16 protein-coding genes and 1 pseudogene are annotated in these 12501 nt (G+C 53.2%); 7 read left to right on the top strand and 10 right to left on the bottom strand.

All coding sequences use genetic code 11. The features are described from left to right. Positions 1–24: 24 nt before the first annotated feature. A complete protein-coding gene (gshB, locus tag ACQK2M_RS02665) occupies positions 25–963 on the top strand; it encodes a glutathione synthase (protein ID WP_425416516.1) in 939 nt (312 codons plus the stop codon). A 30-nt stretch (positions 964–993) separates the two neighbouring features. On the opposite strand, the gene ACQK2M_RS02660 is transcribed toward gshB, so the two are convergent. After that, positions 994–1470, bottom strand: coding sequence for a hypothetical protein (locus tag ACQK2M_RS02660; protein WP_425416515.1), 477 nt, complete (start codon positions 1468–1470; stop codon positions 994–996). A gap of 371 nt (positions 1471–1841) precedes the next feature. On the opposite strand from ACQK2M_RS02660, the gene ACQK2M_RS02655 reads away from it, so the two are divergent. Beyond that, entirely contained in the window at positions 1842–2129 is a 288-nt protein-coding gene (locus ACQK2M_RS02655; RefSeq protein WP_425416514.1) for a hypothetical protein, read from the top strand. Positions 2130–2206: 77 nt separating this feature from the next. On the opposite strand, the gene ACQK2M_RS02650 is transcribed toward ACQK2M_RS02655, so the two are convergent. From ACQK2M_RS02650 to ACQK2M_RS02630, 5 genes are all read right to left on the bottom strand, one after another. Beyond that, positions 2207–2581 carry a hypothetical protein gene (locus tag ACQK2M_RS02650; RefSeq protein ID WP_425416513.1) on the bottom strand — a complete coding sequence of 125 codons (375 nt, stop codon included), beginning with the start codon at positions 2579–2581 and terminating at the stop codon, positions 2207–2209. After that, positions 2574–2720 (bottom strand): hypothetical protein, encoded by a 147-nt coding sequence (locus ACQK2M_RS02645; protein WP_425416512.1) that lies wholly within the window; start codon positions 2718–2720, stop codon positions 2574–2576. The genes ACQK2M_RS02650 and ACQK2M_RS02645 overlap by 8 nt, the downstream gene beginning before the upstream one ends. Continuing rightward, positions 2717–3292, bottom strand: a complete 576-nt coding sequence (locus ACQK2M_RS02640) for a type II toxin-antitoxin system VapC family toxin (protein WP_425416511.1) — start codon at positions 3290–3292, stop codon at positions 2717–2719. The genes ACQK2M_RS02645 and ACQK2M_RS02640 overlap by 4 nt, the downstream gene beginning before the upstream one ends. Continuing rightward, positions 3283–4077 carry a hypothetical protein gene (locus ACQK2M_RS02635; protein ID WP_425416510.1) on the bottom strand — a complete coding sequence of 265 codons (795 nt, stop codon included), beginning with the start codon at positions 4075–4077 and terminating at the stop codon, positions 3283–3285. Before ACQK2M_RS02635 ends, ACQK2M_RS02640 begins: the two co-directional genes overlap by 10 nt. A 123-nt stretch (positions 4078–4200) precedes the next feature. After that, on the bottom strand, positions 4201–5142 hold the full coding sequence (locus tag ACQK2M_RS02630; RefSeq protein ID WP_425416509.1) for an IS1595 family transposase: 942 nt from the start codon (positions 5140–5142) through the stop codon (positions 4201–4203). A 102-nt stretch (positions 5143–5244) separates the two neighbouring features. Here ACQK2M_RS02630 and ACQK2M_RS02625 point away from each other — a divergent pair. The 3 genes and pseudogenes from ACQK2M_RS02625 to ACQK2M_RS02615 form a co-directional block, all read left to right on the top strand. Further along, a pseudogene (locus ACQK2M_RS02625) lies at positions 5245–5346 on the top strand (ATP-binding protein); the annotation flags it as partial. A 56-nt stretch (positions 5347–5402) separates the two neighbouring features. Next, on the top strand, positions 5403–7232 hold the full coding sequence (locus ACQK2M_RS02620) for a recombinase family protein (RefSeq protein ID WP_425416508.1): 1830 nt from the start codon (positions 5403–5405) through the stop codon (positions 7230–7232). A gap of 63 nt (positions 7233–7295) precedes the next feature. Then, complete coding sequence (locus ACQK2M_RS02615) at positions 7296–8018, top strand: hypothetical protein (protein WP_425416507.1); 723 nt, start codon at positions 7296–7298, stop codon at positions 8016–8018. Between the two features lie 86 nt (positions 8019–8104). Here ACQK2M_RS02615 and ACQK2M_RS02610 read toward each other — a convergent pair whose 3' ends face one another. Then, complete coding sequence (locus ACQK2M_RS02610; RefSeq protein ID WP_425416506.1) at positions 8105–8512, bottom strand: MucR family transcriptional regulator; 408 nt, start codon at positions 8510–8512, stop codon at positions 8105–8107. A gap of 367 nt (positions 8513–8879) precedes the next feature. Between ACQK2M_RS02610 and ACQK2M_RS02605 the strand changes: the two genes are divergently transcribed. Beyond that, a complete protein-coding gene (locus tag ACQK2M_RS02605; protein ID WP_425416505.1) occupies positions 8880–9566 on the top strand; it encodes a hypothetical protein in 687 nt (228 codons plus the stop codon). A gap of 168 nt (positions 9567–9734) precedes the next feature. Here ACQK2M_RS02605 and ACQK2M_RS02600 read toward each other — a convergent pair whose 3' ends face one another. From ACQK2M_RS02600 to ACQK2M_RS02590, 3 genes are all read right to left on the bottom strand, one after another. Next, positions 9735–10235, bottom strand: a complete 501-nt coding sequence (locus ACQK2M_RS02600; RefSeq protein WP_425416504.1) for a hypothetical protein — start codon at positions 10233–10235, stop codon at positions 9735–9737. Between the two features lie 89 nt (positions 10236–10324). Continuing rightward, positions 10325–10504, bottom strand: a complete 180-nt coding sequence (locus tag ACQK2M_RS02595; RefSeq protein ID WP_425416503.1) for a hypothetical protein — start codon at positions 10502–10504, stop codon at positions 10325–10327. A gap of 22 nt (positions 10505–10526) precedes the next feature. Then, a complete protein-coding gene (locus ACQK2M_RS02590) occupies positions 10527–10943 on the bottom strand; it encodes a hypothetical protein (protein ID WP_425416502.1) in 417 nt (138 codons plus the stop codon). An 835-nt stretch (positions 10944–11778) separates the two neighbouring features. On the opposite strand from ACQK2M_RS02590, the gene ACQK2M_RS02585 reads away from it, so the two are divergent. Then, positions 11779–12372, top strand: coding sequence for a hypothetical protein (locus ACQK2M_RS02585; RefSeq protein ID WP_425416501.1), 594 nt, complete (start codon positions 11779–11781; stop codon positions 12370–12372). Positions 12373–12501 lie beyond the last annotated feature (129 nt).

Here is a 12501-nt window from a genome sequence, read left to right as displayed (position 1 = left end):
GTCGAATTCAAGGGAAACCGTTCCATGCCTCTCAAGGTCGCGGTCCAGATGGACCATATCTCCGGCATCCAGATCGCCGGTGACACCTCTTTCGCGCTGTGTCTCGAAGCCGAGAAGCGCGGCCATGAACTCTTTCATTATACGCCCGACCGGCTGACCATGCTCGGCGGAACCGTGTCGGCGCGCTTGGAGCCGCTTTCGGTGCGCGATGTCGAAGGCGATCATTATACGCTCGGCGCCGCCGTGCGTACGGACCTCTCTGAGATGGACGTCGTCCTGTTGCGCCAGGACCCGCCCTTCGACATGAACTACATCACCACCACGCATCTGCTCGAGCGCATTCACCCCGAGACGCTGGTCGTCAACGATCCGGTCTGGGTGCGCAATTCGCCCGAGAAGATCTTCGTCATGGAGTTCCCGGACCTGATGCCGGAGACGATGATTACCAAGGACATGGAGGAGATTCGCGCCTTCCGCCGGGACCATGGCGACATCATCATCAAGCCGATTTACGGCAACGGCGGCGCGGGTGTCTTCCACCTGCGCGACGGCGACCGCAACCTGACGTCTTTGATGGAGATGTTCTCCCAGCTCACCCGCGAGCCGCTCATCGTGCAGCGTTATCTCGACGACGTGCGCGGCGGCGACAAGCGGATCATTCTGATCGACGGCGAGCCGGTCGGCGCGATCAATCGTGTCCCGGATGAAAGCGACGCGCGCTCCAACATGCATGTCGGCGGCAAGGCCGTCGAAACCGTGATGACCGAACGCGAGCGGGAAATCTGCGACCGCATCGGCCCGTCCCTGCGTGATCGGGGCTTTACCCTGGTCGGCATCGACGTGATCGGCGGGTTGATGACCGAGATCAACGTCACCTCGCCCACCGGCGTGCGCGAGGTGAAGAAATTCGGCGGCGCCGACATTGCCGCGCTGTTCTGGGATGCCGTTGAGGCGAAGATTTAGGGCTTCCGGACGGCGCGCCCGCAACCCTTGTCAGAAACTGAAGATGTCGCCGATATTCTCGATGATCGCGACCAGCAGGACCACAGCCGCGACGACAAGCGCCAGCCACCAGAAATACTGGAAGACGATCGCGGTCGCGCCGAGGCTGACGCCATAGGCGGCATATCGCCAGTTTTCGCGCAGGATGCCGGAGATCAGCGAGAGGAGAATGGCGACGATGCCGAGGATGGGCGTCGCGAAGGAGAGGTAGTAGGTCAACGGGGCGGATTCCGCCTTGACCGCCGGTTTCGGCAGCCCGAGAAATGTGCGCCAGGCCGACCGCTTGATCTCTCCGGCAATCTCGCCGATCTGTGCTCCGACGGACGGTTTCGGTTCGAAGGACGGCGCGGCGATCTGGAAGAAGACGAGCGCCAGCGCCAGCGCGCCCAAGAGTACGGCCCAGAGGCCCCATTTTCGAAACGGGCTGGGCGAGTTTGCTCCGGCGACTTCGCGGTACTGACTGTCCATGACGGACAGAAAATCCCAAAATAATTGCAGCAACGTGAAAATATTCGCGTCAAAGCAATGAATGGGCTGGTTTGCCTGGAAAAGTTGAGGACCTCTGATCGGTCGAGTCCGTCGGCTTCCTTAAGTAAATGTGCCGATCATCCGATTGCGCGGAGAATTCCGCTCTGCTGCGGGGCGCGGTCGGGGCGAAGCGATGAGGCTCGCGCACTTAACCTTTTGTTCCGCGGTCACAACCGGATACAACCCGGAAACACGCTTTGCGTGCACAAGTTGCGAATATGTTCTTGTCTTGTTCCTATTTATGAGTGGCGATGTTATCTTTTACAAACCCACGTGAGTTTGGTATGGTTCAGCAACCATAGGAGGTTGCGATGCGGGTAGCTCTTGCGATTGTCATGGCGCTGTTTTCTCTTGGCGCTGCGGCGGAGGAACGCTGCTGGATGGGAAGCGCCAGCTTCTCCCCCGGAGTAACTGTGCGGGCTGGCAATTCCATCATGGTATGCACTCCTGAATCTAGCTGGCAAAATACTGACACTTGGGCGGCTGGCTGCTTCAGCGACGGTAAGTTTTTTAGTGTTGGCGCGATGCAAAGCACCGACACGCAGCCGCCAGTGATCCTGCAGTGCAATCAGGACGGCACTTGGCAACAATGGAATTAGGCGGGTCTCTACGCCACGACTTCTCCATAGAAAAAGCCCGCTCAAACGGCGGACCTCAGATTTGCTTGATGTTCGGCTTATTCGGCTGGGAGAAAGACCCACCCGTCCTTTATTTTGCCCTCCATTAGGGCAGGCACGGCATCGGCCTGAAGCCGTTCAGTTTGAACACCCACGTAGCCGTCAAAGCTATCAGCCGCAGGCTTAAGCGGGTCGGCGCTGGCGAGAGCGGTGTTCTCTTTGATCTGCTTCGCATCCGTGACCAGCGTGGACATCATGCCTTCGATGCGAGCGTTTGACGCCTCCAGCGCGTCCAGCTTGTCGAAGCCTTTATTCATCGCCCACCCGAGAACGCCCAGAGCAATCGCGAAGCCTGCCACGTAGAGGCGAAGCTCAACGCGGACGCCCCTTAGGCTTTGCGTTACCTCGCGAAAGGTCTGAAGGTCGTCAGCCATCGTCCTTCTCCGGTTTCTTCTCAGGCGCTTTCGTTATCCGCCTAAGTTTCTCGTCAAAGCGCTTTTCGTCGTCGTCTGTTTCGACTTCGCGAGCGGCTTCGCGGAACTTGTCTGCTTGGGTCTTCTTTCCGTCAGTCATACCGCAAGCTCTTTGTTTGGGTGCGCTGGCTCAGAACGGTTCAGCGCAATTATCTTTTTCGCCAATGGGTCATCCAGGCATGCCTCACACCATGTTTCAAACCCGATGATTGGCACTCCCTTCCCGTCGTGGTCACGCGAGTTCCCCCTATCGAAGGTATGGAACATATCAAGAGGAACGCCGTACGTTTCCTGAAGCTCCAAGGCCGATGCCAGATGGATAGCGTCAGGGGTGGACAGCTTCCGCTTTCCTCCTGTCTTTGTATAGACAAGGCTTCTCAGCTCAGAAGCCACACGCATAGTATTTACGTCTGGCGAAATCGGCACAACGCCGTTGCCCCACATTTTTTCGAAATCAGAATATTCCAGTCCTGTGCCGAGATTGGCTCTGGTGATTTCTGCGATGGTTATTGTTGAACAATGAATGGACAATTTGCCGTTCTCGGCTTCCCGGAGAAACTGGTCAATATCTGCGAGATAGTCACCGTAGGCTACCGCATCGCCCGATAGATGAGCGATGAATACGCATGTATCCCAATAGACGTTTTGGGGAAGATCCAAATCTAGTGCCACTCATCCAATTTCAATTCAGGGAAAGCTGCCTTCCAAGTGCCCCAACTTCCACTGGGCTCTACCAATTCGATTTTAGCAACCTGTATCCAGTCTGGCAGCCGGTCATTTCCACTATAATGACCAACACCAAAGATCGTGCACCGCTTCTTGTAGAACCTCACCATATCATCGTCAGAGATTTGATCGACTTTGCATTCAATCTCTCTACCGCCAGCGGTCAGGCGGATAACCGCCAAGTCTTTGTCTTTTCGGCTGTCCAATGCGAGAATAGTCCCGTCAAAAGACGCCCGCGCCTCGCCCGCAAACGGTTGGACAACGCCCAAAGATATGCGCCGAATATCGGCTGCGACCTTGTCTGCGTTCTTTCTCAGCCCTTCATCAATTCGGACAGTGTTCTGATTGTCAGATTTGATTTCTCCAAACGCGAAAGTGTTCCCGACATCGGAGGAAAGCTCACGAACGTAGTTCACAAACGGGAGAGAGAGTCGCCGAGCGGCGGGCCGGTCATAATAGATGCTGGAAACTCCGTCCCGAAAATACCTCACCCCGGAATGGTGTTCTGCGGAACTGGATGGCATTTCCCTTACACGCGCTGTCGCCGTGTTCTTTTCCAAGGCATCAATCAGATATTTGGAGCGACGCTCGCCATTTGCTTGCTTGTCGGCTTCCGCCAGCGCCTGCATAAACTTGAAAAATTTCCGCGCGAAAGCCTCGCCATCAACGTCCTTGTTGAAAGCGGGCAACCCGTGAAGGGTTAGCGTCAGCTTCTCCCGATCATCACCCATGCATATGGCTAACCATCCTGAATACTCGATCCTAGCATGCACCTAACCTTTCTCAAAAAGGTAAACACCTAAAGAAATGGCAGCCTCAATTGAATCGATTTCCGTCTAGATTTCTTTTTCGATTCAATAAGATGACCTATAAGTCAGGCGGCGGCCTTTGACACCAGTCAGAATACGTTCGGCGCGTTCGTTGTCGTCAACGCCAAGCTTGATGCGGTTCGAATAACGGAAATCGAATTCCGCCAGATAGCGGTGTAGGTGATGCTCTGCACAATGCTGGTAGACGCCTTTCATGCCGCGCTTGAAGATCGAAAAGAAGCCTTCAATCGTGTTCGTGTGGGCGTCGCCGCGACCCCATTCCTTGTCTTTGTGGCGAACGACGTCATGGCTTGCATACTCGGCAGCAACGCGCGGGTAGACCGGCCATTCGTCAGTCATCAGCTTTGTCTCGCGGTCAATGTTCGCACGGACGATAGGCCGAATCTGCGCGATGCTGGCACCGTCGATCTGGAAAGAACGAGCCTCACCACCGCGCTCAACAAGCGTCAGAATCGGCATCTTGTGGGCTGTGCCGCCCTTCTGCTTCGGAACGTCCTTGAGGCGACCAAAGTAAGTTTCGTCAACCTCGACTGTCTTGCCGTTGCCGCCCATGGGGGTCGAATGATCAACGCGCATGGCTTCGCGGATACGGTGAGACAGGAACCAAGCCGACTTGACCGTGATTTCCAGAACGCGGGCAAGCTGGTTGGAGCTAATACCCTTCTTGCTGGAGGCGATCAGGTGAATGGCCTGCAACCAGATATGCAGCGGGAGCTTCGATTCCTCGAAGATCGTACCGATGCGAACCGTGAACTGTGCGCGGCACTCTGCGCACTTGTAGAGGCCGTGACGTTCAACGCCTTCCGGGTTTTTCTTAGACGGCTTAGTACGGACGCCAGTCAGCTTGTAGTGCTTGTCGCAGTTCCCGCACTTGGGGCAAACCGGGCCTTCCGGCCACAAAAGGGACTCAACGTGATCGAAGGCCGCTGCCTCGTCATAGAACCATTTTTTCGCAAGTACCGACATTTCCGTATCTCCTTGAATCCAATATGGTCTCAAGGGTTGGGTTTGTCAAGTATAATATCGCCTTATGAGTCTTAATGGAAGAACTCAGGCGGGGACGGGCAGATGGTATCTCGGGTTTCGACGGTTTCCTTTCAGGGCATCGAGGCGGTGCCGGTCGATGTTCAGGTCATGGTCGCACCGGGCAAGGTGAACATGCAGATATTGTGGTGGATTAATTTCTTACTATTGCACTGAATTCGCATCGTTCTTATGTCTGTTAAATGAACGAAATCGACAAGCCGAAAGCCTATTCCTATATCCGGATGTCAACGGACATTCAGCTAAAGGGCGACAGTCTGCGCCGGCAAAAGGAAGCCTCCCTTCGGTATGCTGATGAGCACGGTCTTAAACTCGTAGAAGACTTCAAGCTCGAAGACATAGGAATCTCGGCGTATGACGGGAAGAACGTCTCGTCTGGTTCTCTCGGACGGTTTTTGAAAGCTGTGGAGTCCGGCGAAGTCCCGAAGGGGTCATACCTTCTCGTTGAATCGCTAGATCGGCTAAGTAGGCAAAAGATAATCGATTCCGTGCCACGCTTTCTTGATATTGTCCGCAGCGGCATCAACATCGTCACGCTCGCGGACAACAGACGGTACTTAGCGGATGAAACGGACCTCAGCGAGATGATGTACTCGATAATGGTCCTTAGCCGCGCATACGAAGAGTCCAATACGAAGAGCATGCGGGTGGGTGCGGCGTGGGAGAACAAGCGGAAATCAATCGAAAGCAAGAAGCTAACCAAAGTCTGCCCAGCTTGGTTGGAGTTGTCGGCGGACCGTAGCGAGTTCCGCCTTCTTGATAAACGTGTTGGTGTCGTGCGGCAGATTTTCACCTATGCCGAACAAGGGCTTGGTTCGTACACGATAGCCAAGAAGCTTAATGAAGCTTCTGTGCCCACGTTCTCAAAGTCGAACGGTTGGCATGAGTCTTACATTTCAAAAATTCTGAAAAACCGCGCCGTACTCGGCGAATTTCAGCCCCACCGGCGCAACGATGATGGAAAACGTGTCCCTTGTGGTGATCCCGTTTCCGACTACTTTCCTGCAATAATCGAGGAGGATCAGTTTCTTCGAATCCAATCTGCGAGGAGAACACGTCGCGTCGCGGGAGCGGGAAGAAAGGGACCCGAGTATAGGAATCTGTTCACCAAGATCGCGAAGTGTGAGTACTGCGGTGCGCCGATGCGCTTCGTGCATAAAGGTTCGCCACCAAAGGGCCGGCAGTATTTGAGGTGCACCGACGCAGTGCGCAATATGTCCTGCGATGCTTCCGGTTGGGATTACTCCGATTTTGAAAAATCCTTTCTATACTTTGTCCGCGAAATTGACCTCGCCGGTGCATTGAAGGCAGCGGAATCACAATCGGAAAGGACCAAAGCTGAGCAGCGAATCGCGGCATTAGAAGAGATGATTCGGCAAAAAGAGTCACTTCGCGACAAGGTATTTGAAATTCTTAGCGATCCTGATTCGAATACCGAATATGTGCGCGGGAAACTGGCGGAATGCGAGGCGGAACTAAAAAAACTCCACAATGAACTAAGGGATGTAACCGACAAACTGAGCGAAATGTCCAAAATCACCCAAATAGACACTCAGGAACTGATCGGATTGATCGGCGATCTTCAAGATATTGAATCACCAAGCGCATTCGACAAGAGGTCGATTGTGGCCAGCCGGCTCCGTTCAATTATAAAGTCCTTAAGACTAGCGCCTGACGGCAGCCGTCCTAAATTGCAGAAGGCTAATAAAAAGTTTCAAGAAGCTCATATAGAAAAAGAAGAAGCTGAAAGAATATTGAATTATATGCACGCGACTAATTTAGAAAAAGGCTACTACAATAATACCTTTTCAGTTATATTAGCCGACGGCGTTTCAAGACATGTAATCGTAAATGACAACGATCCTACCGATCTCATGTCAGGTGTGTTTATCGACCCCGCGGGCAAAGTTTCGTTGCTGGGCCAGTTGAGTGTAATATCGCTTCCAGACTTACCCCATGGTTTAAATGTAGATGATGAAGCGCAGGTTAAAAATTCGACGATTAATAGATAAGTCTAACTTACAGCCATTCATTGCGAGCACATTTCTTGTCGATAATTCTTCGGAATCCTCGGCATGATCGAATTCCGGCCAATCAACGATGTCGATCCGGCCTTGGCGCATTCGCCCTTAGTGCGTGCGACCGAGAAGACGTTTGCTTATATCGCTGAGCACGATTCAATCGGGCTGACGCCTTCAATGGCGTTCAAGCGCAATTTCGTGCATTGGGCGGCAGCCGAGTTCGAATGGCCACAGCATACGGCAGACGACCTTTTCAAACTCAACAAGGTGCTGAACGAAGCCGACTTCCTGCCGCTGCTCGTACTGCACGACCTTCTGATCCATCTGCGCATCGGTCGCCACTATCGCGGGGCGTTCCGATTGACCAGGGCTGGAGAAGAGCTGGTCGGCAAACCGGGCAAGATATTCGGGATATTGACGCCGTTCTTTCTGTTCGAGGTCAACCATTCTTCCTATGCGCGGTTCAACGACGAACCACTTGGCAACTGGGACATTTTCCTGAACGTGCTGAATGTTGAAGCTGAAGACGGTTTGTCGGCCGAAGAATTCGCTCAACTGCTCTACGGCAAAGAGTCCGGGGATGCGATGCGCATTATGACCGTCAGGTCAATTCTATATTCGCACGTTCTGCGGCCATTGTGCTGGGCGGGTTTGTTGAGCGAGCATCGCAGCGGTCGAGGCTTTCTGGCAACCCGCACATTCATCAAGACACCTCTTTGGAAAACAGCATTGCGCTTGACGACCGATTCCACGGTCACTCGAGCTGTTCGACATTAGCTTAGCCTTCGAAGGTGATGAGTGATGGTTACGTCCGCCCGCCCATCGAGGTGGCAGCAATCACAACCTTGTCTCTCAGCATTTTGCTATCTCCCCTTCCTTCCCAGTCCCAGCTTCTTGGCCAGCTTCGTCCGTTTCGCGGAATAGTCTGGCGCGGTCACCGGGTAATCGGGCTTGAGGTTGTAGCGGGCACGGTATTCCTCTGGCGTCAGGCCATGGGCAGCCATCAGGTGGCGCTTCAAGGTCTTCTGCTTCGCCCCGCATTCAAGGCAGACCAGATGATCCGGTTTGACACTGGCGCGAACCGAAACGACCGGTGTGTATTCGGGTTCTTTCTCGACTTCCTGTCCGTGCAGCTTGGCAAGCGATTCATGCACGGAAGCAATCAAGTTCGGCAGTTCGGACGCGGGAACGGGATTGTTGGAAACAAAGGCGCTGACGATGTCGGCGACCTGATCCATCATTGTGTCTTGTTTGTTGGTTTCTTCGGTCATGGCAAATATCTTTCAAGAATGAGCGGTTCTAGAATCGCTATGTGATGACCTTCAAATTAATACGTACATTCATTGATGATAAAATACCATACTCTTCTCCGGCTTTTGGGCAAAATTGATCTATTCGGAGCAAAAAAATTGCTGTGACTGACAATGTGGAGATTCTTGTAACCTAAATAGAGAGGTCAAGTTCGTTTCAAGCCGAAATTCCGGCATCGCGATTGTGACTAACAAGGGTTGTTTCAGCCGACGTTGATCTTCGGCTGCTTTGTGATGAAACCCGAATACGAGGCTTCCACGTGCCGATCTTAGATCGGCGGCGGGAGTACACTATTACCGAATGAGATATTAAATGGAGTTTAGACAAATGAACAGAAGCGAGATTAAGACGAATTATGACGGGTTGAGTCAAATGTTTGAATCACATCATAAGACTCATTTTGGTTGGATAAATTATGATGTGGTCGAGAGGGATTCATTCTTGATTCATATGACCTTCAATCAATCAATCGGCTACTGGAATATAAACGAATACAACCATATAGACTACCGCCGCGGAGTCTATCACAATCAAATATTCCGTAAATTCTATTTCGACCTGTGTAGAGACATCCTCGGACCCAACTTCCACAGACCGAGCAAGCACAAGCTACAGCCCTTGTGTTTCGCATTCATCGACGCGGAAGAATCCCGTTGCCGGTTCGACTTCAATAAGGACAACCTGACGAACCTACACATCCACGCGATCCTGACACCGCATTACGAGCATCGCGATGCGCTTCAGGAATACACCACGTTCGAAAAACAAATACGCATCCGGCAGAAATACCCGGAGATAGACAGCTTGAAGATCGAACCGTTCAACAAGGACCGGGCGTCATTCGGTCGGGCACTGTCCTATTGCGGCAAGTTGTTCGCTCGCCACGCAGGAGCTGACTTGGATATCGACGGTCTGTCGATCTACCCCGAATATCTGCATGACCGCAAACAAGGGGTTTCGGGGCTTTTCGCAAAAAACTGCATGAGTGTGAACCCTAACCCAAGAAGCCTCTAAGGTGCTTGATGGCTTGGATCGGTTGCGCCCTACAGCATGCTCTGAACGTATGGTTGAAGCCGTCACTTCCAATCATCATCCGGCATTTGCATAGGTGGACCAAGCGTTGGTACATCCGGCGGGTGAGATGTCGCGCGATAAACCCCTCGTAGACCTACGGGCCTATGCTCAATCTGTTCCGAATCGCTCTCTAAGTGGCTGATAAAAGAGAATGTGAAGGAGGAAACCGCCTATTGCGCTAAGGTCATCGGGCGTCCCTTGTGCATCAGCCAACTCCTTTGCCATGTCATAGTATGGTCGGCCTTCTGGGCTCATTTTCCCGATAGATGCGAATGCACAAATCGCTGCATTGTCTGCGCCCTTCTCGAAGTCTGGATTCTTTGGAAATTGGGTCGCGAGCTGGGTGTATTCACGACCGATTGCCTGCCCGTTCATATTCGAAATCGCCGAAAGCACGTCATATAACAGGTGGCCCTTATCTGCCGTAGATAGCTTAACACCTGACGTGACATTGGCGTGAAAGCTAATCATGAATCCGATGAAGCCTAGAACAAACTCATCACGCCAAAAGCCAGCCGGTAAGCCGCTATAGCTCTGGTAAATTGCGATAAGTGGTCGGATTGACTGGACCACGTGTTCTGTCGCTCTGCGCCGTGCTCCGCCAAACATCTCGCCACCTTCGTAGACACTTTCTACCCAATTCGGCTGACAATTTTAACACTAGATACCCATCCGGAAGTCACCCGGTCAGTTTGAAATCATGTAAGTAATGCGCCGATAGCCAAGCCGGTTAGGCTGGGGACGATCATATGCGCTATCGCTTGACCAAGCGCCATGCCAAAGCTGGTCTGCAAATCGCGCATAAGAAGTGTGCCACCGTTTCGAAACGCGTAAAAGACAACGCCGAAACCTGCGCCAATAATTGCTCCAGTCCACATCAATTTTCCCCTTGCTCGGGCTTCACTGGGCCATGCTATCAATGGAGTGGATGCAGATGTCGCTTCCGGTCCGTATGAGTTGCAGATCAGAAAGTTCAAACCCACCAGAAACCATGCCTGACACAACCGCAAAAGTGAGGCCGCTAATGAACCATGCTTCACCTTTGGTAAACTGAAAGAGCTCTTCACTCTCAGTTGTGGACTTCGCTAATGCTGATCCAAGCTGCGATTGCATTTCCGTGATGCCGTCTTGGTCGGTGATTTGGTGCTTCGCCATCAAGCGCACAACAATTGCAGCGTTCATAACGACGTGTTTGCAGGCATAAAACTTGAACTCCCAATCACGAAGGCGTTCTTGGGAAAGAGATTGTGCTTGTGAAGTGGCCGGCAGCGAAATTAGCAGCAGGAAAATGGTTGCAACAGCAAAGGGCGATTTCATGGTTCCCCTCCCACCTTCCGGGCTGTCAAGAATGGGCATTCTCCAATCTGCATCACCCCTTTGTCACTAGTTACTTGGAGTAACCTCGTTTTGCCATGCATGCCCGTTCTGAGATTTGCGCCAATTACTTCTTCGGGATTTAAATGCCTTGCCGCGAGCTGGCATAGAATCCGCTCAACCTCCGTTGGGTGCAAGTTTCCGGGAGCCGAATACGTCCCGAGTAATCGCATTCCATCATATTCGTCGATTTTCCAGTGCATCCAGCCGTTCTCTTTGGCGCGGAATTTTTAACCGGCATTGCCCATTTGGATCGCCTTTTAGCATGGTAAGAGCGCCAGTAGCGGTTCTCCAAGCTCTTTTTCGGCTGTGGTTCGCTTTAGCTGATGCACTTTGGCGCGTGGCAGGGCCAAGTCGGTTGTCTTGGCAGTTAGCGGATTGATCTGGCCATGCGCCGGACACAGCTTTCCCGTCGCCATCCTTTGATATCGCGGATTTGGTGCGTGCCCGGTCATGTGCATGCTGCCCCTGATGGCGGATCGCGAAGCCCGTCGATCAGGCCATCCGAACTGATGGAGGAACCCTGAAACGCGACCTTCACCGTGCGGTCAAACTGGAGCCGCAGAGACCCGAATTGCGCTTCACCCGTCGCGTTCGCCACCAATGCCCGCTCCATCACGGTTAACCCATTGTAGTAACAAGATTATCACGCTTCAGTGGTCGCTGAAAACGGCATCTATCCGGGGAATGCGGGATGATATATGATTTAGATACGCATCCAGCGTTCGGCATTTGAACCCAGATTGTGCGCCGGCAAGCACTAAAGCGGGACCAGTCAGTGAAACACCAATATCCCCTGTCGGCTTTGATCGAGCGGCGTCTCGACGAGCTTTGCATTCGTCGTGCCGACCTGGTGCGACGGATGGGCTATGCCAATGTCAACAAGGGTATGCGCCGTTTCGGCGACATCATGAACGGCGACATGCGCATGGCCGCGATCCTGCGGGAGAAGCTGGCGATGGCATTGGAAGTGGATATCGCCATCGTGGACGAAGCCATCGCCGAAACCCGAGCTGCTGTGCAAGACGAGGCAGATCGACGCTACCGGGCGAGCTTCAAACCACACGCTGTCATCCTGACCGAACGGACGATCCCAAGCCCGATCTTTGCCGCGGCGTTCGTTGGCGTGGATCGGCTGTTGCGCATCGATTTCGACGAGGGATCGTCGCCGGTTACCTTCGTCAAACAAGTCGTCCGGCAATTGCCCGAAGGCGTCCCGGCGTTCGGTCTCGTGACCGGCTTTGTTGTGAACTACAGCCCTGATCATGCGGTCGTGTTTGATCGCGATGGTGATCCGGTCGCCGAGTTGGATGAGGCCGTCAGGATTGGGCAGGCGAACGTGTCTGTCGGTGGACGCAGCTTGTCGGTTTGACCGACTTTCGAAGACAAAGTGTCGTGCCGCTAGCCCGTTTCCTCTGCGTTCATAGGCGTGCGGCAGGCTCTTCGAACCCTTGCATTCCACCGTCATCGTAACCGCATGAACTTGGAATGTTCGATACAT

It is taken from the genome of Oricola indica (assembly GCF_965227485.1).
GTDB lineage: Bacteria > Pseudomonadota > Alphaproteobacteria > Rhizobiales > Rhizobiaceae > Oricola > Oricola indica.
This window is presented reverse-complemented; position numbering and strand designations above follow the sequence as displayed.